General features: G+C 64.4%; 21 protein-coding genes and 1 pseudogene. 12 read left to right on the top strand and 10 right to left on the bottom strand.

The window, feature by feature from the left end:
• The first annotated feature begins 207 nt into the window (after positions 1-207).
• Positions 208-1,154, top strand: a pseudogene (locus ACQP1G_RS26320) (IS481 family transposase).
• 135 nt (positions 1,155-1,289) lie between these two features.
• Here ACQP1G_RS26320 and ACQP1G_RS26315 read toward each other — a convergent pair.
• Entirely contained in the window at positions 1,290-2,966 is a 1,677-nt protein-coding gene (locus tag ACQP1G_RS26315) for a thiamine pyrophosphate-binding protein (protein WP_433192235.1), read from the bottom strand.
• A gap of 12 nt (positions 2,967-2,978) precedes the next feature.
• Positions 2,979-3,626, bottom strand: coding sequence for an SRPBCC family protein (locus tag ACQP1G_RS26310; protein ID WP_433192234.1), 648 nt, complete (start codon positions 3,624-3,626; stop codon positions 2,979-2,981).
• A 330-nt stretch (positions 3,627-3,956) separates the two neighbouring features.
• Here ACQP1G_RS26310 and ACQP1G_RS26305 point away from each other — a divergent pair, with 330 nt between their 5' ends.
• From ACQP1G_RS26305 to ACQP1G_RS26275, 7 genes are all read left to right on the top strand, one after another.
• On the top strand, positions 3,957-4,589 hold the full coding sequence (locus tag ACQP1G_RS26305; RefSeq protein ID WP_433192233.1) for a hemerythrin domain-containing protein: 633 nt from the start codon (positions 3,957-3,959) through the stop codon (positions 4,587-4,589).
• A gap of 130 nt (positions 4,590-4,719) precedes the next feature.
• Positions 4,720-7,446, top strand: a complete 2,727-nt coding sequence (locus tag ACQP1G_RS26300; RefSeq protein ID WP_433192232.1) for a sensor histidine kinase — start codon at positions 4,720-4,722, stop codon at positions 7,444-7,446.
• 14 nt (positions 7,447-7,460) lie between these two features.
• Positions 7,461-7,865 carry a roadblock/LC7 domain-containing protein gene (locus ACQP1G_RS26295; RefSeq protein ID WP_433192231.1) on the top strand — a complete coding sequence of 135 codons (405 nt, stop codon included), beginning with the start codon at positions 7,461-7,463 and terminating at the stop codon, positions 7,863-7,865.
• 12 nt (positions 7,866-7,877) lie between these two features.
• Positions 7,878-8,276 carry a DUF742 domain-containing protein gene (locus ACQP1G_RS26290; protein ID WP_433192230.1) on the top strand — a complete coding sequence of 133 codons (399 nt, stop codon included), beginning with the start codon at positions 7,878-7,880 and terminating at the stop codon, positions 8,274-8,276.
• Positions 8,257-8,898 (top strand): GTP-binding protein, encoded by a 642-nt coding sequence (locus ACQP1G_RS26285; protein ID WP_433192229.1) that lies wholly within the window; start codon positions 8,257-8,259, stop codon positions 8,896-8,898. Before ACQP1G_RS26290 ends, ACQP1G_RS26285 begins: the two co-directional genes overlap by 20 nt.
• The gene (locus tag ACQP1G_RS26280; protein ID WP_433208831.1) at positions 8,886-9,932 is read left to right on the top strand and encodes a 3-oxoacyl-[acyl-carrier-protein] synthase III C-terminal domain-containing protein; all 1,047 of its coding nucleotides are present in this window, start codon (positions 8,886-8,888) and stop codon (positions 9,930-9,932) included. The genes ACQP1G_RS26285 and ACQP1G_RS26280 overlap by 13 nt, the downstream gene beginning before the upstream one ends.
• 14 nt (positions 9,933-9,946) lie before the next feature.
• Positions 9,947-10,807 (top strand): group II intron maturase-specific domain-containing protein, encoded by an 861-nt coding sequence (locus ACQP1G_RS26275; RefSeq protein WP_433192228.1) that lies wholly within the window; start codon positions 9,947-9,949, stop codon positions 10,805-10,807.
• A gap of 111 nt (positions 10,808-10,918) precedes the next feature.
• On the opposite strand, the gene ACQP1G_RS26270 is transcribed toward ACQP1G_RS26275, so the two are convergent.
• The 4 genes from ACQP1G_RS26270 to ACQP1G_RS26255 are packed head-to-tail and all read right to left on the bottom strand — an operon-like array spanning position 10,919 to position 14,313.
• On the bottom strand, positions 10,919-11,044 hold the full coding sequence (locus ACQP1G_RS26270; RefSeq protein WP_433192227.1) for a hypothetical protein: 126 nt from the start codon (positions 11,042-11,044) through the stop codon (positions 10,919-10,921).
• Positions 11,044-13,479, bottom strand: a complete 2,436-nt coding sequence (locus tag ACQP1G_RS26265) for a hypothetical protein (protein ID WP_433192226.1) — start codon at positions 13,477-13,479, stop codon at positions 11,044-11,046. Before ACQP1G_RS26265 ends, ACQP1G_RS26270 begins: the two co-directional genes overlap by 1 nt.
• A 3-nt stretch (positions 13,480-13,482) precedes the next feature.
• On the bottom strand, positions 13,483-13,812 hold the full coding sequence (locus ACQP1G_RS26260) for a helix-turn-helix domain-containing protein (RefSeq protein WP_433192225.1): 330 nt from the start codon (positions 13,810-13,812) through the stop codon (positions 13,483-13,485).
• Positions 13,813-14,313 (bottom strand): tyrosine-type recombinase/integrase, encoded by a 501-nt coding sequence (locus ACQP1G_RS26255; protein WP_433208828.1) that lies wholly within the window; start codon positions 14,311-14,313, stop codon positions 13,813-13,815.
• A gap of 168 nt (positions 14,314-14,481) precedes the next feature.
• On the opposite strand from ACQP1G_RS26255, the gene ACQP1G_RS26250 reads away from it, so the two are divergent.
• The 3 genes from ACQP1G_RS26250 to ACQP1G_RS26240 are packed head-to-tail and all read left to right on the top strand — an operon-like array spanning position 14,482 to position 18,682.
• Complete coding sequence (locus ACQP1G_RS26250) at positions 14,482-15,639, top strand: tyrosine-type recombinase/integrase (protein WP_433192224.1); 1,158 nt, start codon at positions 14,482-14,484, stop codon at positions 15,637-15,639.
• Positions 15,636-18,116 (top strand): tyrosine-type recombinase/integrase, encoded by a 2,481-nt coding sequence (locus ACQP1G_RS26245; protein WP_433192223.1) that lies wholly within the window; start codon positions 15,636-15,638, stop codon positions 18,114-18,116. The genes ACQP1G_RS26250 and ACQP1G_RS26245 overlap by 4 nt, the downstream gene beginning before the upstream one ends.
• Positions 18,113-18,682 (top strand): hypothetical protein, encoded by a 570-nt coding sequence (locus ACQP1G_RS26240; RefSeq protein ID WP_433192222.1) that lies wholly within the window; start codon positions 18,113-18,115, stop codon positions 18,680-18,682. Before ACQP1G_RS26245 ends, ACQP1G_RS26240 begins: the two co-directional genes overlap by 4 nt.
• Positions 18,683-18,832: 150 nt before the next feature.
• On the opposite strand, the gene ACQP1G_RS26235 is transcribed toward ACQP1G_RS26240, so the two are convergent.
• From ACQP1G_RS26235 to ACQP1G_RS26220, 4 genes are all read right to left on the bottom strand, one after another.
• Positions 18,833-19,462 carry a hypothetical protein gene (locus tag ACQP1G_RS26235; RefSeq protein WP_433192221.1) on the bottom strand — a complete coding sequence of 210 codons (630 nt, stop codon included), beginning with the start codon at positions 19,460-19,462 and terminating at the stop codon, positions 18,833-18,835.
• A gap of 82 nt (positions 19,463-19,544) precedes the next feature.
• Positions 19,545-20,471: a tyrosine-type recombinase/integrase gene (locus ACQP1G_RS26230; protein WP_433192220.1), complete on the bottom strand. Its 927-nt coding sequence runs from the start codon at positions 20,469-20,471 to the stop codon at positions 19,545-19,547.
• The gene (locus ACQP1G_RS26225; protein ID WP_433192219.1) at positions 20,468-21,394 is read right to left on the bottom strand and encodes a tyrosine-type recombinase/integrase; all 927 of its coding nucleotides are present in this window, start codon (positions 21,392-21,394) and stop codon (positions 20,468-20,470) included. The genes ACQP1G_RS26230 and ACQP1G_RS26225 overlap by 4 nt, the downstream gene beginning before the upstream one ends.
• Complete coding sequence (locus ACQP1G_RS26220; RefSeq protein ID WP_433192218.1) at positions 21,391-22,608, bottom strand: tyrosine-type recombinase/integrase; 1,218 nt, start codon at positions 22,606-22,608, stop codon at positions 21,391-21,393. The genes ACQP1G_RS26225 and ACQP1G_RS26220 overlap by 4 nt, the downstream gene beginning before the upstream one ends.
• Before the next feature lie 259 nt (positions 22,609-22,867).
• Between ACQP1G_RS26220 and ACQP1G_RS26215 the strand changes: the two genes are divergently transcribed.
• Positions 22,868-23,494 carry a group II intron maturase-specific domain-containing protein gene (locus ACQP1G_RS26215; protein WP_433192217.1) on the top strand — a complete coding sequence of 209 codons (627 nt, stop codon included), beginning with the start codon at positions 22,868-22,870 and terminating at the stop codon, positions 23,492-23,494.
• Positions 23,495-23,761 lie beyond the last annotated feature (267 nt).

Raw genomic sequence — 23,761 nt, 5'->3', positions numbered from 1 at the left:
TCGTTGGGTGGAAAGGCGCGGTCGAAGAAGGTGTCGTAGGCGTCGTCGGGGAGTTTGCCGTCCATGACCAGCACGGGGCGTGGATGCTGGTGCGGCGGGGCAGGTCGAGTTCGCGCGTGTTGCGGGTCCTTCTCATATAAAACTGATGGAGATGCTTGACACTCGGATCCCTTGAACCCTAAGGAGATTCGGGTGAGCGAGCCGGTAATGGACCGCGAGGTGCGTCGGCGCCTGGCGGTCCTTCGTCATGTCGAGGAAGTCACCGGCAATGTCGCGATGACCTGCCGGTACTTCGGCATCAGCCGTCCCACGTACTACACGTGGCTGCACCGATACGAGACTGAGGGAGTTGATGGTCTGCGCGAGCGATCAGGCGACCGCGGACCAGCCCGACCGCGACCCGCGCCGAGGTCATCGAGAAGATCATCCACCTGCGGCAGCACTATCACTTCGGCCCGGACAAGATCCGGATGTACCTCAAGCGCTACCACGACATCGAGATCAGCAAATCCGGGGTGTGGCGCATCCTCAAACGCCTGGACATGGGTCGGCTGCCGGCCTCCCAGCGCTACAAGCGGCACGACCGCCGCTGGAAACGGTACGAGAAGCAACGCCCCGGCCACCACGTGCAGATCGACGTCAAGTTCGTCGAGCCCTTGCCCGGCAAGGCGGGCACCCCGGTTGCGAAACCGGTTGGTCGACGCGGGAAGTTCTACCAGTTCACCGCGATCGACGATTGCACGCGGCTACGGATCCTGAAGATCTATCCGCGTAACAACCAGAAGACCGCGATCCAGTTCCTGGACTATGTCCTGTCGCAGCTGCCGTTCGCGGTCGAGACGATCCAGACCGATAACGGCGCCGAGTTCCAGTCCGGGTTCCACTGGCACGTACTGGACAAGGGCATCAACCACATCTACATCAAGCCTCGAACCCCGCGGCTGAACGGGAAGGTAGAGCGATCGCACCGCATCGATGCCGAGGAGTTCTACCGGCTGCTCGAAGGCGTTGTGATCGACGACGTCAACATCTTCAACGCGAAACTCAAAGAGTGGCAAGACTATTACAACTACCACCGACCCCACGGCGGCCTCGACGGTCAGACCCCGTATGAGAGACTGCGGCAGAAGACACAATCCGGGGACCGGGTGTAGTCGATCTTCGTCAGCGGCACATGCGCCGAGTCGCTGCACAGGGCGTTCAGTCCGCGACCTTCACGCACTGGCAGTACTTCGTGTAGATGCGTCCTCGGTTCGGCGGTGCTCAACTAGCGTGTCGGTCCCGAAACACTACGCTGATGCTTCAGTCAAGAACGGTCCGAATGGGGGAAGCTCGTCGGGGTCGCATTCGATCGCGACGAAACGGGGCCCGGCATGCCCGATGTGCCCGGACAGCGCGACGCGCAACTCATCCAACTCGCGCACCGCATGACACGGCAGCCCTGGGAACATCGCTGCCATCCCCTCGGCTAACATCGCGTGGCTGAAACGGTTGCGGTCGTCGTCGTTTCGACAGTACAGCCGCTCCCGCACCACACACATGGCATGCGCGTTGTTATTGAATATCAGAAACGTGATCGGTAAGCCATGCTCGATTGCGGTGTGCACTTCCATGCCGTGCATGAAGAACGAGCCATCACCGGCGATAACGTAGGTCGGGCGTCGGGTGGCGAACGCGGACCCGATCGCGGCGCCGAAGCTGTAACCCATACCGCCCATGCCCAGCGCGAGTCCGAACCGGGCGTCCACGGGTAGGTCGAGGTAGTGCACAGCCGCCGCACCGGTGTTGCCCGCATCCGCGAAGATCGCGCTGCCTGCGGGCAACAGTTCGGAAATCGCCTCCATCGCCTCCCGGTAACGTAGACCCGGCCCGTGCGTGGCGGGCGGGCGCAACCGGACCGTGGCAGCGGGCAGGTCGGAACCAACAACCTGCTCTGATTCGACTGTGCTGCTCGCTCTTTGCCGCAATGCCGCAGTGAGCTGCGGCAGAGCCGCAGCCAGGTCCGGAGCAGCGGCGTAGACAGCGGGTACGTAGGGCGACTGCGCTCCGACACAGGCCAGCGGGACATCACCGAGCGGGATCTGCGCCATCGTCGGCAACCGGGTGCCCACCAGCAGACACAGGGCGGCTGACTGCGCCATACGGACCAACTCCGGGTGACCCATCGCACCCACGACACCGCAGTAACCCGGTTCGCGCGGACCATAGACATCCTTCGCATCCGGAGTCACACCCACCGCAGCGTCCAATGTCGCCACCATATCGCGCAGCGCGTCACGCGCGTCGTCACGCACCACCTGGTCTCCCGCAATCACAAGAATCTTGCCGGTCGCCCGCGCCGTGTTCAGTGCCGCGCCTACTGCGGCCAAGTCGGACGGATCCCCGGCCGGGCGTGATGGCGCGCGCAACTGCCCCGGTCTTGCTCCGATTGGCGAGCGTTGTATGTCCTTCGGCAGCAACAGCACCGCCGGTCCACCGCCGTACGCCGCTTCGACTGCGGCCGCGAACTGTTGCGGAAGGTCCGCCGCGTCGTCGACCCGCGCGCAATAGCGCGACACCGCGCCGAACAGTCGCACCGCATCGATGCTGCCTGCCCGACCGCTTGTGTCCTGGAAAGCGCCGTTGCCCTCTAGATTCCGTGGCGGCTGCCCGACCAGCGCCAGTACCGGCACCTGCGAAGTGAACGATTCCGCCAGCCCCGCAATCAGATTCATCGCGCCACCGCCGGACGTGGCCACCATGACGCCCAACCCGCCGGTGGCGCGGGCGTATCCGTCGGCCATCGTAGCTGCCGCGAATTCGTGCTTGGCGACCACACCATGGACACCGGCACCGCTGTCCGGAGCGTAGTAGGCAGCCGCATCGTAGACGTCCTCGATATTCGCGCCGTCCACCCCGAAGAAGTGCCGAACACCCAACTCGGCGCATCCTCGGACGAGGTAGTCGGCCACCCGCCAGTCTTCCATGCCGAGGGGGCCCTAGCTGTCGAGAAGAAGGTGCGGGCCGACCGACAGTTGACTACTGTGGCGGTACTCCAGAATGGCCTTGAGGTTATCCAATTCGATGGTATGGCCGGCGCCGAAAATTCCCCACATGTCGCCGACCCACCCCTGCCGGTCTGCCGGAGCTGTTTGCGGATAAGGGTTTTCATTGTAGTAGGGGTGCCGGCAGTTGGTCCACATCACCAAGGACCCGGGGCGTTTGAGGACCAGTTCGGCCGAGACGACTCGCATCAAGTAGATCATCCAGAGATCGCGCCCCTGATCCCACGCGCAGTGGTAGTCGACGGTCAGAGCCTCGGCGTTGGCGACAACCTTCATGAAGATCTTGGTATCGACGCCGAGCGTGTCAATGCCTTGGTATAAATTCGGCACGTCGGTCAGCTCGAAATCGCGTGTGCTGTAGGTCCATTCGGACAAGCTATGAATATTTGCGAGGTACTCGAAGGTATCTTGCGGCGGGCAATCGATGTAGCCTTGAACAGTGCAGTATTTGCCGTAGATATCGTCATACGAGTAACTATCCTGCGTCAGGGCGGCGCATCTTGCCATTACCTCTTCGACGCTGACCTGTTCTCCCCGAACCAGTCCTGGAATGTCGGAAAGCTGTTGCTCATCGATCTTCATGCGCCGCAGCGTACACCGCTATCGAGTGGAATGTGCGGTTGTCGTCGGTGGGTGGCTTGAGAGCTGGACCGCATGAAACCTCCTCGTAGGAAGCGGATTCGGCACACAGCCGCCGATGTCGTGCGCGTGGCAAGCCGCCCCCTTCCCTAGAATGGGAATAGTCGATCCATGGGGCTAATATCGCGTATACCGCTCTCGCACGGAGCGCGCCGACCGATAAAACGCGAAGTAAACAGATTGTAATTGAACGGCAACGTAATGTCGAAGTGCAGACTTTGTCGTGCCGTGCATAGGCGTGCAATGAGACTCGGAAATCTCTAGGAGCTGACAGTGAATCCGTCCTTTTCCGGCTTGCCCACTGGTCATCAGACGATGCTTTTGGCCCACCGTGCCATGGTGACCGATCTACCACGGATCGCCGATTCCGCTTCGCGGTTGGCCGAGACCCCGGATCCGACGCGTGCTGCCGCACTGCGTGGCTATATCGATCGGGTGCATGCACTGATCGCCCACCACCACGAGGGCGAGGATGAGTTCCTCTGGCCCCGGCTGCGAAGCCTCGGTGCCGACGAGGATGCGATCGGCCTCCTCACTGCCGAGCACGAAGAGTTGGACAAGTTTCTTGTCGAATGGCATCGGGCAGTGCAACATTTGGGTGACGGTGGTACTGCGGCGGCCGAGCTGGCTCGCCTCACGCTGGAGGTGCACCAACGACTGGTCATCCACGCCGCGGACGAGGAGACGGAGTTGGCAGGCAGGCTCGCCCCGGTTCTCGACAATGCCGTGTGGAATGGCTTCGAGACTCATATGCGCAAGACGGCCCCGCTCTGGACGCTGCGATTCATGCCTGCCTGGCTACTGACCGTCGCGGCACCGGACGAACAGACCGGAGTGCCTGCCCTGCCGGTGGCGCGGCTGTTCCGCGGCTGGCTCGAACGCCGGCAGCGCGCCGCCCTCGGCTAGCGCCGCGCGAGGGCATCCCGCACCACAACTCGATACCCGGGCCGAGTCGGCTCCCCCGGGGTCCGTTACCGAATCCGACAGCATCCCAAGCCCTTCCGGGGGATGGGAAGAGATGATTTGTGGACAGACTATGCACAAAGTCAATCGCGCCATCTGGTTTAGGCCCAGTGTGCGATTCCGCGTTCTCGCGATAGCGCTCATACCCAGCTTGTCGCTGCTGCTTGTCGGCGGCGGCATGGCCGGATACCTGTTGAACAAAGCCAACGACATCCGGTCCTGGTCGACCGCCGCCACCCAAACAGCTGGTCCTGCACTGAACTTCGTCGAAGCGGTGCAGCAGGAGCGCCGCACCAGCATGCTTGTGCTGGCAGGCGATGAGTCGGCCGCCGCAGGCCTTGCAGCCGAGCGGGGTCGACTCGACGGCGCGATTCCCCCGATGATGGTCGCAGGCGACGCCTTGATCAAACTGTTCGAGGGGTCGGTGGGCGATGCGGTTGTGCAGATGCAGGCGACGTTCGGGCAGCTACCGCTGATTCGGCAGCGCGTCGACCTGAAGGCAGCTCAGGTCGACGAGGTCTACGACTACTACAACAAGGTCATCCAAACGGTCATCGTCGCCGGGCGGCTGGCGGCGCGCACGTCCAAGGTGCCAGAGGCCGCCAATGAACAGGACACGCAGGTAGGCCTTTTCGAAAGCGCCGAGGCGATGTCGCGCAGTAGCGCTTTGGCCGCGGCGGCGGCGATCCAGGGCGGATTCGCTCCTTCGCAACAAGTGGAGTACAGCAAACTCGTCGGGTTCTACCGCGCAGAACTCGACAATCGGGCAGTTCAGTTGCCCCCGGAGGAGATGGCCGCATATCAAGCGCTGGTGTCGAGTCCAGCGTGGCTGCGGATGGGAACGCTCGAAGATGGCCTGCTCCGACGCGCGATCACGACGGAGATTCCGTCTGCGCCAGGGGCTGCGTCCGCTCCGGGGGTTGCGTCCGCTCCAGGGACTTCGTTCGGTTCTGGGGATTCCACCGCTTCTAGGACTTCCTCGCCTACGGCGAACTCCGCTGGTCAAGGGAATGCCTCCTCGACGGGGAATTCCTCGAATGGCAGCACAAACCAAGTAGGAACCTCGGCGAATGGCGCAGGACCCGCGTCCACCCCACCGATGCCGCCCTTCGCCGGGTGGAAAGATGCGGCCGAGGAGGTCAGCTCTGTGCTGCGCGGGTTGTGGAACTCGCACTTGCGCTATGCCGGAGGCGTGGCCGAGCGGGAAGGGGATCGGCTATCCCGCCAATCCATCCAGGGCGGCGTGGCCGTGCTGGGGTTGTCGCTGATCGCATTCATCGCCGCAGCGTGGCTGTCGCAGCGGCTGATCGGGCGACTGCGCAGGCTGCGGGCAGAAACCCTTGCGGTTAGCGAGACACGGTTGCCCAAGATCATGGCTCAAATCGGACGCGCCGAACCGCTCGACCTGGACCGGGAATTGCCGAAGCTCGACTTCGGCCGTGACGAAATCGGGCAAGTCGCTGATGCGTTCAATCAGGCGCAAATGGCCGCTACGACCGCTGCTGTGAACGAGGCTCAAACCAGGCAGGGCGTTCGTTCGGTCTTCGTCAACATCGCCCACCGGAGTCAGGTGACGATGCACCAATTGCTATCGCTGTTGGAGACGGCCGAGCATCGCCACGATGACCCGGATACGCTGAAAATGCTGTTCGAGTTCGACAATCTTGCTACGCGGGAGCGGCGCAACGCCGAGAACCTGGTGATCCTGGGCGGCGAACAACCTGGCAGACAGTGGCGTAACCCGGTGCCGCTGCGTGATCTGGTGCGCAGCGCAGTGACCGAGACCGAACACTATCCGCGGCTCCACGTCGTCCGGCTGCCCGACGTAGCCATTGCCGGTGCGGCCGTGGCAGACCTTATCCATCTCATCTCTGAGCTGATCGACAACGCTGCGACCTTCTCACCGCCGAAGACGCGCGTGGAAATCAGCGCGGCATTGGGAGGGTCCGGCGTGATCGTCGAGATCTCCGACCTGGGCGTGGGTTTGACCAGAAATGAAATCGCCCAGATCAACGAAATGTTGACCAACCCGCCGGACTTCAATGTCGCTGCGCTCTCCAGTGACCCGCGGCTCGGTCTGTTCGTAGTCGCGCAGCTGGCAAAGCGCCACGACGTCGTGGTGCGCCTGAACGAGTCCGATTACGGCGGTATCCGCAGCGTCGTGCGACTGCCGTACGAACTGGTTGCCGAGGACGCGCCCGTTGTGCCGGCTCCGCAGGCCGAGGCCGACGACGAAACCGTCGAAGAGGACGCCGGTGACCTGATGCACCGGTCGCGCAAGGTCATTCGGCAGCCCAGTCCGGCCGAGTCGGAGGATGGCGACGAGGCGATTTCGCAGGCCGAGTTCGACGCTGACCCCCTCGATGACGACCTTGGTGAGGTGCGGCGCTGGTCGGATCGGCTCAACCGGGAGCACAAGCCGGTTGAAATGGACACTCCTGGTAAGCCGCCAGAGGTACTGATGTCATCGGGTGCACAACCGGTTGCTCACGTCGATGCGTTCAGCAGCCGAACATTGGACGAGACCCAGAGAGTGCACTCCGATGACGTTGAGCTGGAGCATATCCCGTGTGACGACGGACCTCCGCTGCCGCAGCGCAGGCGACAGACTCATTTGATCCCCCAGCTCTCCGAGCCTCCGGCCCCCATGCCGGACGACCACCCCAGCGCCCGTATTCAGCGGGACAGGCCATCGGGGCAGGGGCGGCCAGTCGACCTTTGGACCGCGTTGCAGGCCGGAACCAAACTCGGTCGCTCAGGCGTCCCGGCCGGAACACACAGGGAAGACCTCGACCGATGATGAAGGAGAATGGAATGAACGAAGGCTTCGGTAAGTTCGGCTGGCTCCTTGACGAACTGGCGGAGCGCCTGAACGGTGTTCGCTACGTCGTGATGCTGTCGAATGACGGATTGATGCTCGGACACTGCGCCCAAATCGGCAGGGAAGACGCCGAACGCTTCAGTGCGCTGGCGTCGGCGTTGAACAGTCTGGGAGCCAGTGCGGGGCGGCAGTTCTCGGCAGGCAATCTACAGCAGGTCATGGTGGAACTCGACGATGCGATGCTATTCGTCACCTCGGCGGGTGCGAATGCCTGTCTAGGGGTCCTCGGCGAAGCCAACGCGGACTGGGGCTTGGTCGCGCACGAGATGAACCTGACAGTTCAGCGGATGGGCACCTGGCTGTCCACCAAAGCGCGCCACAGCAATCAAGTCAAATGATTTGACGCTGTCATGGTTCGCGAACGGAACCCCTGGTACGACGAGGCGGCCGGCCCGTTGGTCCGCCTGTACGGCGTCACGCGCGGACGCACCCGCGATGTCACGCCCGAACTGAGCCTGATCACGATCGTGGTCGCGATCGCCGACAGCGCCGATGGCCGACTACGCCAGATGGATACCGAATACCGGCGCATCTTTGCGATGGCGCGAAGACCACGGGCGATAGCCGAAATCGCGGCAAGGCTCGGTCTTCCCCTTCGGGTGAGCAGGATTCTGATCGGCGACCTTATTGCGGACGGCTATCTCAGCATCAGCTCGACGCACGCCAGACACGCGGCAGAGAACTACGACAAGAACCGTGAAACCGCGGATTTGATAAGGGCGGTACGTGATGGCCTCCTCAGACTATGACACTGTGGCACCGCCACAGATCACGTCGGCAAAGATCCTCATCGCAGGAGGATTCGGCGTCGGCAAGACCACTTTGGTCGGCGCGGTCAGCGAGATCGCGCCGCTGTCCACCGAAGAGTTGATTAGCGACAAGAGCAGCGAAGTCGATGATCTCTCCGGCGTGGAGTCGAAGGTGACCACCACGGTCGCCCTCGATTTCGGACGAATTACGATAAACCCGAATCTGATCCTCTACCTGTTCGGCACCCCTGGACAGGATCGGTTCTGGTTCTTCTGGGACGAACTCGCGACCGGGGCACTCGGTGCCGTCGTCCTGGTCGATAGCCGCCGCCTCGACCAATCGTTCGCTGCGATCGACTTCTTCGAACGCAGGAAGCTGCCGTTCGTGGTCGGGGTCAACTATTTCGAGGGTGCACATCGCTACCGCCTCGCGGACCTGAGGGCCGCGCTCGATCTCGACGACGATGTGCCGCTGAGGTATTGCGACGCGCGCAGTCGCGACTCGGCCAAACGGCTGCTTCTCGGCCTGACCGAGCACCTGCTCGAACGGCTGGAGGGCGTCGACGACCGGCCGATGTCCGAAAGCAGCACCGCCACAGATCCGATGGGATTATCGACGTGAGTGTCACCGTCAGTCTGGCCGACGTCTCCAGTTACCGTCCCGGAGAACCTATTTCGGCCGAATACTTTGCCCGGTTCCACGATGCCGCCGATACCCCATCGGCTGTCATGTTCAATCCGCCCCGCTTCCGGCACCATGTCGGTGCGGGCGAAACCCCGGCTGACATGGCCGAGCGGGCAATCGCACCGATGCTCGCACGCCACGGCGCGGACCTATTGGACGACGTGGATGTCTTGGTCGTGCACACACAACTGCCCCAGAGTTGGTTCGTCGGCAATGGCGGTGAGATCGCCGCCCGATTCGGCATTGCGCCGGAATGGCTGATAGATCTGAGCAATGGCGGCTGTGCCAGTTTCATCCACGCGATAAAACTGGCACGAGAGATCCTGCAGAGCACCGAGGCGAGGAGCGCTCTTGTCGTCAACGTGACGAACACCGCCGGGCAGGTGTTCGCTCAAGACGGTGTGCTGGCCATGGCGCAGGCGGCCATTCCCGGAGACGGTGCAGGCGTGGCATGGCTGACCAAATCGGACCAATCCCCGATACTGGACATCGAGACGCGGCATTTGCCGCAATACGCGGGTGAAATGGTATCGGTCGCCGACCCGCCACGCCGGTATTGGGAGGCAGGCACCGGCGAGCACCACATCGGATTCACCGAATCGAATATCGCCAAGGTGCTGCACCGCGGAAACCAGATCGTCCCGGAAGTCGTTCGCACCGTCTGCGAGCGGATCGAGATACAGCCCAGCCAGTTGGATCTGTTGGTGACCAACCAACCCAACCGGACGTTTCTGCAGAACTGGCGCGACTCGTTGGAGTTGCCCGCGCAGCGCCACCCGGACACCTTCGAAGAGTGCGGCAACCTGTTCGGCAGCGCTATGCCGCTGACCTTCGACTACGCGGTGACCTCCGGGCTGGTACCGGAGGGAGCCGTCGTCATGTTCGCAGGTTTCGCGCATGCAGGAGACTTCGCCGCCGCAGCCGCCGTTCGATGGGGCGGACGGGTCTCATCTCGCGGCGCGTCGTGCTGAGCACACACAATTCCGTGCGATTCCCACTCGCACTCAACGAAAACCCCTATGGTCCGCTCCCGTCGGTCCGCCGAGCCTTGACAATTGCACTCGGGTCGGCGAGCCGTTATCCGGAATTTCTGCCGCACCGGCTGCCGCAGCTCATCGCCGCACGGATCGGTTGTTCTCCCGAGCAGATCGTTGTCGGCGCCGGAGCTACCGGCGTAATCATGCACATTCTGCAGGCGTATCTCTTCATGCATTACGCGTTCGACTCGTGGTTGGAGCGTGAGTTCCCGACCGTGGAGTTCGAGCGGTTTACCGATGACGCGGTGGTGCATTGTGTGACGGAGCGGCAAGCCCGACAGGTATGGGTTGCGCTGTCTGAGCGGTTAGAAAGCGTTGGGTTGCGGTTGCACCCCGACAAGACCAAGATCGTCTACTGCAAGGACAAGAATCGGCGGCAGGAGTTCGCGTGCACGTCGTTCACGTTCTTGGGGTATGCGTTTCGGCCACGGGAAGCGAAGTCGGGCAGGACCGGAAGATATTTCGCGTCGTTCCAGCCCGCCGTTAGCCCCGTGGCGCTCAAGGACAAGAGCCTGCAAGTTCGTCGATGGCGAATGCATAGGCATACCACCAACAACCTGGCAGAGTTGGCCGAGTGGATCAACCCGATTGTTCGCGGTTGGATGAACTACTACGGTGCGTTCTACAGGTCGGAGCTGTATGGCGTCCTGCAGCGTCTCAACACCTACTTGGTGCGGTGGGCCGGTAAGAAATTCAAACGGTTACGTGTCTACAAACGCTGCAAAGTGTGGTGGGAAAGGCTCGTCGAACGACAGCCGGACTTATTCGCGCACTGGGCGTGGATGCGTGCGTTCTCCTGGGCTGGATAAGAAGAGCGGAATGACGGGAATATCCCGAGCCCCGGATTATGCCGAGTGGACGGTAGCTGCTCAGCATAGTCGCAGGTCACCGTGATGGTGGTGGTTGCGGGCTCGGCATATTCAGAGTGCTTCGAGGAAGGCGAGCAGGGTGTCGTTGGGGCGATAGCGGCCTGGTGGTGTTGATGGCGGGGCGATCCGGGCGAGAGCTTTCTCCTTCAAGGCAAGGTCGGCGTGCTCTGGCGACATCAGATATCAGAACTGTTGGAATGGGTTGGTGCGGGAGTGACACCGCGGCGGCTGATTTCGGCTGCGTAGCTCATCCAGTCGCCGCTGCTGAGTTGTTGCCAGGCGGCGGCGACGCTGATGTGGATGCCGAGCAGTCGGGCCAGGACTGCGGCGGGTAGTTCGGTGGCGAGTTGGAACAGTGCGGTGTTGCGGGCTTCGCCGGTTCGGATTCCGAGGTCGTGGAGTCGTTCGATGAGGCGGTCGGCGCTGAGGGGTTGTCCGGGGCGGCCTCCGGGGAAAAGCCAGGTGACCGCGGCGGGTTCGCCGATTGTGGCGTGGCCCCGGCGGGTTTGGGTGAGTTGCCGGATCAGGTCGGCCAGCGGCTCGGGCAGGGTGATCGGTTCGTCACCGAGTTGAAGTTGTGTTCGATCCCCGTCGATGTGGACGTTGTCGATGGTGAGTCGGCTGATCGTGGTGGCTTTCTGGGCGTAGAGCAGAACGAGCAGGCCAGCGACGCGGTGTTCGGGATCGATGGTGTTGTCGTGCAGCAGTCGGCGGGCTTGTGCCCAGCGGTTTGCGGCGTCGATGCGGGTGACGGGCCCGCGCCAGCGTTCAGCCGGATAGTCCAGGCGGGTGAGTTTGTTTCGGCGGGCCCAGCGGACGAAATTGCCTGCGTTCGTGCGTCTGGTCGACAACCAGGTGTCGAGATCGGATTGGGTGGCGCTGGCGAGGGTGAGCCCGCGTTCGCCGAGCCAATCCAGTAGTGAGACGGCAGCTTTGATGGCGGTCTTCGCGGCGGTGGCTTGGCCTCGTGTGGTGTTGTGGCCGCGTGTGCGGTGGCGGAGTCGGCGGATGACGTGCCATATCGCGTAGCGGTGGAGCAGTTTTCGTTCGTCGGGGTCGACGCGGTCGGCGATGGCGTGGCTGGTCCAGCGCTCGAGCCAGGCCATGTGGTCGTCGCGTGGTGGCAGTGTGCCGATGGCGACGAGCACGCTGCGGAAATGCTCGACGGTCTTGCCGGGCGGCAGATTGTCCAGGCTGGCGTGGGATAGCTCTCTGCCGCTGGATCGCAGTGCGCGAAGGATGTCGGGTGCTCCGCCTCGACGCAGCCATGCCTCGATCGTGGGAAGCCGTTCGGTATGGATGAGCGCCTGGTGCAGGGCCTGAAATTGGGAGTGAATCTGTCCTTGGTCGTCGCCGAGAAGTTCGTGCAGACGGTCGTCGAGAAGGCAACGGCCGCAGACCGTGGCCAGGATCTGGCCTGGCTCCCCGCATCTCGGGCAGGACCGCCAGAATCCGGGCTCATCACGGGTGCAGGCGGCGCAGAGCGGGGCTGCGACGGTGCCGCCGCGGACGGGTCGATGTTGTCCGCAGCTGCTGCAGCGTGCGCGGCGTGATTTGCAGATCCGGCACCACGGTTGGCCCGTGGCCGCGGAGATGGTGCAGGTCCCGACCCGCCCGCAGATCGAGCATTCGGCGGTGACGTCGGGAACACATGCCCCGCAGAGCGGGCCTGCCGCCGTGCGGATGCTCACCGGGCGCGGGCGTCCGCATTCGATGCAGGTTTCGCGGTTGATCGGATCCTGGATCAGGCAGCCCGCGCAGAGCGGGCGGCCTTGCTCGTCGCGTGTGGCGGTCTCCCGGATCACTCCGCAGCGGGCGCATGGTCGTGCCCGGCTCTTGGCAGTGCAGTTGCGGCACAACCACTTTCCGCCGATCGGCCGGTGCAGATGGATCGTGCGCCCGCAGTCGGGGCAGGCGGGCTGGACGATGATCGTCGAACCTGCGTCGCAGAGTCGGTCGATCAGCCGCAGCACCGCCGGGTTCGGCGCCTCCGCGCCCGCGCCGGTGAGCAACGCGGGTCGCGATTCCACCGCCCAAGCCAGCGGCCATCGCTTTCCCGGTTGCGGCACGGCCGCTTTCACTGCTGCCACGACGGTGTCGACCGGCAACTGCGGGTCGAGGGCTGTGATAGTCGCGGTGGTGACATCGACCGGATCGCGGTTGGGTTCGGGCGGACAACTGTTGCAGCGTGGTCGACCATCGCGATCTCGGCTATGGATCTTGCGGAGTTCTCCGCAAGCCGAGCAGGGCTGTTCGTAACGGCGCGCGAAACAGACATGGCAGTACCAGTCTTGGGTGTCCCGTTGCAGACTGCGGCCCACTTGCTTGCCGCATTCGGCGCATATCAGTGCTGAAATCTTCGACGCGCCAGCCCTTTTCAGCCTCGCCAGGAGGTTGGCGACCACTCGAGGCCCAGGTGAGCGGCCGTCGGCGAGCACTTGCGGGCGATCGAGCAGGGCCTGGGCCAGTCGTCGCCGCTTGGCGCGACCACCGGCTACTGACTCGACGATTCCGGTCACCACCGAGACATCGAGGCTGTTGTCGTAGCTGGTGACCAACTCGACGACCACGCCGATCGGATCGGCGATCACCTGAGGTGCGAGCGGGGGCATGGCTTACTCGACAGAATCGGCGATCCGTGCCCGCCGCGGCCGGAAGTCACCGACCCCGGCTTCCTCGCCGCTGCGTTTGCGAGGTGTCGAGGCCGAGGCGGCGACGATCGGTTCGACCAGTTCGTCCATGCGGCAATCGAGGATGTCCATCAGCGCCATCAGTACTTTCAGGCTCAGTCGCTCGGGGCGTTCGGTGACCAGTCGATAGATCTGGCTCGACGACAGCCGGATTCCGCGCTGCGCCAACGGTTCGGCCAGGTCGGTGGTCTGGAACATCTCGCGGGTGGCCATCACCTGCCGCAGGTTCCAGCGATAGTCGAGTTTGCGGGCCATTCAGGTGTCCTTCCGGTCAGGCGCAGGCGTTCCCAGCGCTGGCGTGAGGGCCTTGCGCAAGGCAGTGTTCATGAAATCGCTCGACACGTGGGTGTAGATCGCCGTCGAGGTATCGCATCGATGCCCGACAGCCTGCTGGATGAACAGCCGGTCAACCCCGGCCTCGGTGAGATGACTGACCCCCGAATGCCGAAGACTGTGCGGGGAAAGCGATTTCGGTAACTTCAACGCGTCGCGATAGGTCACGAACCGGGCATTGATCTCCGCCGGTTTGACCCGGCCGCCCCGCTCGGTCAACCACAAGGCCGGATGCTCGTCGCATCCGAACTTCGGGCGGATGTGCTCGACGTAGTCGGCAGCCGCCTCCACCGCCCACCCCATCACCGACGGGACGTTGCGGCGCCGCGGCGGTTGCCCGCGCACCGCCTTGCCGAAGCGGACATGCAGCATCCCGTAGTGCCCGAACTCCGGTGCCTTCGGATTGCGACCGAAGTCCACCACGTCCAACTTCGACGTTTCGGTTCGTCGCAGACCCTCTCCAGGGTTTCCTGACCTGTTGCAGGACGTTGCCCAACCGGGGTAGTCCCGCCGGTGCTTCGGCGATTCTCCGTGGGTGTGGTGCTCGTGGCTGGTAGTCGTATCGGGTTGCCGACCAGAAAGCGAGCATCTATGCGGGCATTTCCGGTGAGTTTGCCGTCCGGGCAGCGGTATTGGACGGTGCTGGACGAGGAGTTGCGGATCGTCGGCGTCGCCGACGAGTATTTGCGGCATCTGCGGTTCGGCCGCGACGCGGCCGAATCCACGACGAAGGCGTATGCGCACTCGATCACGTTGTTCATGCGCTGGTGCGCCCGGTCGGGCCGGACCTGGCAGGCCGGGGTCGAGCAGTTCGCCCTGTTCATGACGTGGCTGGCGCATGCCCCTGCGTCGGCTGATGCCGCGACGGTGGTCGCGGGTCCGGGTGCGGCACTGCGATGCCCATCGCGGATCAACGGTGTGCTGACCGCAGTGCGGGGCATGGTCGTCCACGCGATCGCGGCCGGTCACGGTGAACCGGGACTGGTGGCGATGCTGTACGAGGTAGCCGACGATCGCGACCTGCCGGCCGAGGCTCGCGGCGAGGACGGGCGGATGGCGTGGCGGATGCGAGTGCGGCATCGGCTGCCCGAGCCGGAGACGATGGTCGAACGAGCCAGTGACACCCAGATCGTCGCGCTGCTGCGCGCGTGCAGGTCCGCGCGGGACCGGCTGATCGTGCTGCTTTTGGCTCGCGCCGGGCTGCGGCGTGGGGAATTGTGCGGGCTGCGCCGCAGCGACGTGCATCTGCTGGTGGACTCGCGGCGGCTGGGTTGCGAGGTTGAGCGTGCGCATCTGCATGTGGTGCGCCGCGAGGACAACCCAAATGGCGCCGTGGCAAAGTCCCGCCGTCAGCGGGTGGTGCCGCTGGATTTCCTTGTGGTGCAAGCCTTCGATACCTACGAGTTCGAGCGCATGCGCATCCCTTCTGCTGCCAGCAGTGATTTCGTGTTCGTCAACATGTTCCGCGGAACCATCGGCGCGCCGATGCGCCCGGACGCTGTCGCGGAGTTGATGGCCGCCGCGTCGCGGCGGGCCGGGCTCGACGCCCCGGTCCGGCCGCATCAACTGCGGCATGCCTTCGGCAGCAACGCCGTCGACGCCGGAGCCGGCATCGACGTGGTCGCCGACCTTATGGGACACGCGTCGATCACGTCCTCCCAGGTCTATATTCATCCGGACTCCTCCAGGCTGCGCGCGGCCGTCGACTCCGTGCCCAGTCCCCGCGAGCTCGGCGCGGTGAACCGATGACAGCCGCCGTCGTAGACCGCGCGGTCGAATGGAACGGCCTGGAGGCGATCGAGTTCCCGCATGTGCTCGCCGGTGTCGGTCTCGCCGGCCCGGCTGCGGTGCTGGCACGAGCACTGGATAAGGAGCTGCTGGCCGAGGCCGGGTGGGATCCGGTCGCCCGGATTCTGTTCCTGCCTGCCGAACATCGGCTTCTCGGCCGGAAGGTATGCCGGGTCCACCAGTGCATCGGGACCGCCCACGACGATTACCCAGACATCTGCCACCGGTGTTTCACCAGGCTGTCCCGCATGGGCATGACCATGGCCGAGATCACCGCCAGCGATGCGCTTCCTGCCGCGCCGCTGCCGGCGCCGCGCTGCGCGGTCCCCAAATGTCGACGCCTGCCGATCGTTCCGGGTGCCCAGTTGTGCGAACCTCACGCAGCAAACTTCCGCGCCAGGCGCATTCGTGTGAGCGTCGCAGAGTTCGCGCGGCATCCGCGTGTTCGTCCCCACCCGCTGTCGCCGGATTGCTTGGTTTCGGCGTGCACCCGCGCCGCTGACGGGGCGGTCGGTTACTGCGGCACGCACTTTCAGCGGCGGTCGGTAGCCCGTCGCGATGATCCGAATATCGACGAACGATCCTGGCGGACAACGGAATCGGGAGTGGCTGAACCAGGGCAGGTGAACCTGCGGGCACTGCCCGAGCTGGTGGTCGTGGAGGTGCTGATCGGCATGCAGGCACGCCTGCGTGACGGGTTGCGGCTCACCGATGTCGCGATTCGGGCAGTCTGCGACACCCTGCGCCGCCACCAGGTCGCCACCATCCACGACTGCGATCCGAAACTTGCCCCCGACCGGCGGCCGAGGTCGATCATGACGTCGTTCACCCGCGACGTGCGCCGGATGCTCACCGACCCCGGCATCGAACAAGCAAAGGACACTTGGGATCTGGCCATCTTCGGTCACCCGGGGAGGCTGTCGTTCACCATGATCACCCAGCCATGGTTGTCCAACGCAGCGAAGCGGTGGGCGGCCGAGCAACTGCCGCACCATCGAGGCAGTGGCGCATCGCGGGTTCGCGGCAAGATCAATAACATGGGGCGGCTGTCCGAACACCTCGCTCGCCGGCCCGACCATGGTCTGGATCCCGCCGCTCTCGGACGCCCCGATCTGGAAGGGTTCCTCAACCGGCTCGGCCACCTGGAAGCCACCGGACGAATCGGCCGCTATCAACGCAACATGATCTGCCGCGACGTGCGTCAGGTGCTCGCCGGAATCCGATCCCTGGGCCTGACCCGGCCCGGTCAGCACGCGGCCGGACTGCCTGGCGACTTCGCCGTCGAACACGTCGACATCCCTGCCGATCCCGAACGCGGCGAACCCGGACGCTGCCTGCCGCCAGAGATCATGACAGTGCTGTGTGCCAACCTCGACACCCTCCGGCCTGCCGAGGTCCGGGTCGCCACCCAGATCGGCATCGACACCGGCCGCCGTCCCGAAGACATCCTGAACCTCACGCTGAACTGCCTCGACTACGACAAGGACGGCGGCCCAGTGCTGGTCTACGACAACATCAAAGCCAACCGGCTCGGCCGACGGTTGCCGATCAGCAAGGCCACCGCCGACGTCGTCATCGCCCAGCAGCAACGGGTCCGGGAACGATTCCCCGACGCACCCTCGGCGCAGCTGAAGCTGTTGCCCACCCGGTATCGGAATCCCGACGGGCGCAAGGCGATCAGCAAAACAACCCTGCAAGCGCGTCACCGCGACTGGCTGGCCACGCTGCCGACATTGCGCACCCGCGACGGCGTCGACTTCGACAAGTCCCGGGTCGTGCCCTACGGATATCGCCACACCTACGCCCAAAGACATGCTGACGCCGGGGTTCCGATCGATGTCCTGGCCGAGCTGCTCGATCACCGCAGCTTCTCCGTGACCCGCCGCTACTACCGCATTGGGGAAGACCGGCGCCGCGCCGCGGTCGACACCGTCACCGCGCTCAGTTTCGATCGGCACGGCAACCGGATCTGGCGTGACGCGCGGATGCTGCTGGAATCCGAACGCGTCCGTCACGCCGTCGGCGAGGTCGCCGTCCCCTACGGCACCTGCACCGAACCTACCAACGTCACAGCCGGCGGAGGAGCCTGCCCGGTCCGGTTCCGCTGCGCGGGCTGTGATCACTTCCGCACCAACATCGCCTACCTGCCCGACCTGCAAGCACACCTCGACGACCTGCTGCGCACCCGGGAACGCCTGTCGGCCGCCGTCGACGGAGTCGACGACTGGGCCCGCGTCGACGCCACACCAACCCAGGAAGAAATCACCCGCATCCGGCGGCTGATCAACCGGATCAAAAGCGACATCGCCGACCTCGACGAGGACGAGCGCGCCCACATCGACGAGGCGGTCGCCGTCGTGCGCCGTCACCGCGCTGCCCACAGCGTCCCGCTCGGCATGCCGACTCTCACCACTCCCACCACGGAGGCCAGCGCATGAGTTCAACGAAATCTGCCCGCGCGCAACACACCACGAGCTCCGGCCCGATGCTCGACGGCCGCCGCAACGACTCGATGCGCCGCCGCCAACGCGTCATCGCGATACTCGACCGAGCCGCGGCCGACGGCGAGCAGCCCAGCACGGCCGCCATCGCTCGCGCCGCCGGAGTCGACCGAACTTTCCTCTACCGGCACCGTGACCTGCTGGAGAAAATCCATGCGCTGCAAGCAGATCCAGCCACCACGTCCGGGACCGGACCGGCGGTAACCCGTGCCTCGCTGCAAGCCGACCTTCTCGCTGCCCACGAACGCGCTGCACGGCTCAACGCCCGGGTCCAGCACCTCGAGAAACGGCTGTCCGAAGCACTCGGCGAACAGACGTGGCGCGAGTCCGGGCTCGGCGCACCCACCGACATCGACGCCCTCCACCAGCGGATCAACCAGCTCGAACAACACAACCTCGACCTGCAGCAGCAACTCGAGGAACGTGACCACGACATCGCCGCAGCCCGCGCCACCAACTGCGAACTCATGGCCCGGCTCAACACAACAACCCGAACGCGATGACACGCCGCGAGCCCGCTTGCACCACGGCTGTTGCGACCGCTAGCATTCCTCGCATCAGCCTCTGAACTGCACAAATTCAGAGAATCGCGGAAGTGCACGCGGCTGGAGCCCCGGAGAACAGACCCCACCCATACATCACCTTGAACAGTGTCACATCACCTTGAACAGTGTCGCGTCCCGGTAAGCGGCAAGCGCGCCTTTGCGTTTCGCGCGGACCGCCCGCTCGACCTGCTCGTCCGCGTAGTCGAGGAACCGCTGCAACTGCCCGCGGGTGAACGGACGCGCCTCCGGATCACCTTCATAGTCGTTGAGGTGCACGATCGTGTTCCACTCGTGACAGATCGGCACCGGATGTTTCCCGATTCCGAACTGCTCCTCACACGCTGCCGCCCAGCCGTAGCGGGCATCGCAGAGGTACTCGCTGAACAGCCGCAGATCTGTCTGATAGCCGCGAATCGTCGCCGGGGCCAAGTGTTTCTCGCTGGTCATCCACAATGTCCAGTCCTCGACGTTGCCCGGCAGCCAGGTCCACGGGTATTCCTTGGTGAACTCGATGAACCGGCGCATCAATCGCTCCCGCGGCTCGATCGTGTGCACCTGCAACCCGCGCGCGATCTGCTGGGCTCGCCACCCTCGCAGCATCGCCTCGACCATCGCGTCTTGCGGATGTAGCTGGACCACACCGGAAACCAACTCGAGACGCGCCGATCCCTCCAGATCACGCCGGGCCACCCAGCCCTCCTCACCCGAAAACGTGCAACCTTCCAGGGCAAGGATCATGCATCAGAAGGGTGCGGTTCGGAATCGGTTCAGCTCAATCGGCGTGCTTGGTCCGGTTCATGCCACTATTGCCGCAGCCCCATCAGCAGGCAACCTGCGAAGACTCACCCGTCTGATGCAATTCCCGAGGGTTCAGGTAGATCTGGGTGGTCTCGACACTTTCGTGACCGAGCCAGAGCGCGATGACGGAGGTGTCGAGGCCGCTGTGGAGCAGCTGCATGGCAGCGGTGTGGCGCAGGGTATGGGGTGTGACATGTTTGACGTGCAGTGATGGGCATTGCTGGGCCGCGGTGGCGGTATGTTTGGTCAGCAGCGAGGCGACCGCGTCGGTGCTCAGGGGGCGCCCGCGGCGGGTGGGGAAGACGGGATCGGTGGGACCACAGTCGTTTTCGTGAAGCCAGTTGGTGAGTGCGGTGATGGTGTGGCTGGTCAGGGGTGTGGCGCGTTCTTTGCGTCCTTTGCCGTGGCAGCGAACGTGAGCGCCGCCGCCGAGGTGAAGATCGGTGCGGACGAGTCGGGTTATTTCCGAGACCCGCATGCCGGTCTGGATGGCCAGGGTGAGCAGGGTCTGGTCTCGGCGGCCGAACCAAGTGCTGGTGTCGGGAGCGGCCAGCAGTGCGTCGATCTCGTCTCGGGCCAGGTAGCAGACGATTTTCTGGTCGTGGCGTTTGGTGGGGATGGCCAGCACTCGCTGGATCTGTTCGGCGTGTTCGGGATGCTGCAGTGCGGCGTAGCGGAACAGGGAGTGGATGGCGGTGAGCCGGGCGTTGCGGGTGGAGATGCTGTTGCCGCGTTCGGTTTCCAGGTGCGTGAGGAACGCGGCGACCAGGGGCGCGTCGATGTCGGCGACGTCGAGCACCGATGGCTGTTTGCCGGTGTGGTCGCGGGCGAAGACAAGCAGCAGCCGCAGGGTATCGCGGTAGGCGGTGATGGTGTGCGGGCTGGCGTCACGTTGAACCGTCAGCCGGTGGGTGAAGAACGCTTCGAGGGTGGATGCCAGGGCGGTCATGGCCGCTGTCCTCGATGCTGTTGGAGCCATTGCCCGGCCATCGCCAGCAGCTCCGGGGTGGCCTGCAGATACCAGTAGGTCGACGACGGTCCGACGTGACCGAGGTAAGCCGACAGCGACGGCATCCGGGCGGCGACGTCCGCGTCGTCGCGATACCAGTCGATCAACGTTGCGACGGTGAAGCTGTGCCGCAGGTCGTGGACGCGGGGCAGTGCTTCGTTGTGGGGCGGCAGCCCGGCCGCGGCGACGATGCGGGCGAACATCGCATTCGCCCGGCGGGTGGTGATCCGCCCGGCACGGCTGGACACGAAGAAGCACCGCGCGGCCGGACGCGGACACAAGCGTCGACGCACCTGCGTGTAATCGCGCAGTGCCGCAACGGTTGTAGCGTGCACCGGGATGCGCCGTTGCTTGCGATACTTGGTCTGGCGGATCGTGATCACCGCAGCGTCGAGATCGACATCGTCGATGTCCAACCCCACGGCTTCGCCCACCCGCATGCCGGTCACGGCCAGCAGCCCGAACAACGTGTAGTAGGTCGCCGCGCTCAACGGCCGGGGCCGCCGAGCCGCCGTGTCCAGAAGGGCAGTGATGTCGTCGGCCGACATCACATACGGTGTCGGGCGCCGGCGCCGATAGGCCAGCAGATCACGCGGCGGCACCGGCACCGCCGGGTCGATACCGTGCAGCCAGCGCAGGAAACCACGCACGACGGTCAGTCGCTGTTTCCAGCGAAATGGTTGAACCCCTTGAGGTTCGGTAGCCCAATCCAATGCAGCTTCAACGGTCGGCATGGACGCGCCGGTGCGTTCGAGATGAGTGATGAACGCCGGCAGCAGACGGGCGTGGTCGTCGAGTTTGAACCCCAGCCCCCGCCGGATCCGCAGGTATTCATCGACGCGGGCATGCAGTTCGGGACTCATTTCCGGCTCCCAGGCCATGAGCGGGCGACCACTCGCAACGCGGTCATGTCGTCACGGGCGTAGAGCATGGTGGTGGCCGTGTTCCGGTGCCGAAGCACCTGCCCGATTTCCAGCAGCGGTGCGCCGGCGGCACGCATCTCGGTGGCCGCTGTGTGACGCAACCGATGCGCGCCGACAACCGGTAACCCGGCGCGGGTGCAGGCGCGGGCCACGATCTGGCCGACACCGCTGGGCGACAACGGTTCCCACGGCGCCAGCGAGCCCAGGAACAGGCTGCGGGAGCCACCGCCTGGTCTGCCGTCACGGCAGTAATCGGCGATCGCTTCGCCGACATCGACCGGCACCGGCAGCGCTTCACGCCGGTTACCCTTGCCCGTCACCATCAATTCCCCGGCGCGCCAGCCAATATCGTCCACGGTCAGGTCGGCCACTTCCGACCGCCGCAAACCCAGCCTGGCAAGTACCTCGAGGACGGCGTAGTCCCGCAGCCCGACGCGGGTTCGCCGATCACAACAGGCGAGCATCCCGGCGACATGGTCGGCGGGCACGGCACGCACCACACCCTGATCACGCCAGCTCGGCGCGACCGGGACCGCGTCCACCAGCAGGGCGGCGGTATGCGCGTGGAGATACAGGAATCTCAGCAACGCCCGCAATCCGGTGGTCACCGTGTTCAACGATCCTCTGCTGCGCCGGGAAGCCTCACCCAGCACGAAAGCGTTCACCAACCCACCCGACAGGAACGCCGGATCACCCGGCTCCCAATGACATTCGCCCAGGAACCGCTCGGCGACCTTGCGGTAGTTACCGACAGTCGACGCCGCCAACCCGCGCTCGGCGACCAGATAGGCAGCGAACTGCTCGATCACCAGGTCCCGCCCACCCCAAAGGCGCTGCACCGGCTCCGCCGCAGGCACGACACCGACGCCGCGCAAATGATCGAGCAGCGGCTGCATCCCCTTCACCGTCAACGTCCGGTCGACCCAACTACGGTCCCTACGAACCTCCAGGAATCGTTCGACCTGCGGCATCACCAATTCCTCAGGCGGCAAACCGATCTCGGCCAGCCAACTGCTCAGGTGAGCCATCCGCAGCAGGTGCTCAGCACACGACCGCTCCGAATACCCCCGCTCGAGCAGGTCCGCACGGAACCCCACGACATACACCCGCAGCGGCCCCGACACACCCACCCGCCACGGTGACGGCCTGTTCATGATCCACGCCTCCTTCACCGGGACACCCTGTTCCGGTGAAACCAGCATCAACCCGATCAGCCGACCGGAATATGCCGAACCGCGACCCAGCTTTCAGGCCATCACCAGCAGGAATGATCATCCACTCGGCATAATCCGGGGCTCGGCATATTCCATGCTATGCCGAGTTCGGCATAGACGGGAGACTGTCACGTTCCGTTCCGTGGGAGCCCAGGGGTGAGATTCCCTTGGGCGACCCGACTATGCGTTCGACGCGTGGATGGTGCGGGAACTTCCGAACATTCCGTTCGAACGCTACTGCGATGACGCGGTCGTGCACTGCGGCAGCGAGTCTCAGGCCCGCGTGGTCCGCGACGCTATCGCTGCTCGTCTGGCGCAGGTCGGTTTGGAGTTGCATCCGGACAAGACGCGCATCGTCTACTGCAAGGACGCGGACCGGGTGGGCACTTATGAGCACACCAAGTTCACGTTCCTCGGGTACGAGTTCCGTCCCCGGCTGGCCAAGAACAAGCGCGGCAAGCATTTTGTGTCGTTCTTGCCCGCAGTCAGCACAGATGCGATGAAGACGATGGGCCGGGAAATTCGATCCTGGCATTTGGCCACACGCAGTGACAAGTCCCTTGACGACCTGGCACGAATGTTCAACAGCATCGTGCAGGGGTGGATCAACTATTACGGACGCTTCTACAAGTCCCGGTTGCTCTACTTCCTACGGAGGCTCAACCGGCACTTGGTGCGGTGGGCCGGTCGGAAATACAAACGGCTGCATCGCAGGGAACGACGCGCGATGGCATGGCTGGGCGAGATCGCTCAGCGGTCTCCCCGCCTGTTCGCGCACTGGAAACTCGGTGCCCGCCCTGACAATTGGGCAATGGGAGCTGGATGAGCCGAGAGGTTCATGTCCGGTTCTGTGAGGGCGTGCGACGTGAAAGTCGCACGCGTTGAGTGGATCACATCGATTGGAGGTTCGATCGCAAGGTTGAGGATGTGATCTCGGGCTAGTGTCCGAGAGCCCGTTCCCGCCTCGACAGGCGTCGCGAGTGATCGCGGGGTCTGAAGCTCGGGGTTCACGCCCAAGGGCGCCCGCTCCATCCGGGCGTTACAGGTCAGGGAAATGGTCGAAAGGGTGAACGAGAGTGAACCTCTGTTGATG

Origin of the sequence: Nocardia sp. CA-107356 (genome assembly GCF_050946365.1) — a bacterium.
In the GTDB taxonomy this organism is placed as follows: Bacteria; Actinomycetota; Actinomycetes; order Mycobacteriales; family Mycobacteriaceae; genus Nocardia.
Note: the sequence above shows the minus strand (reverse complement) of the source record. Positions and strands in the feature narration are given on the sequence as shown.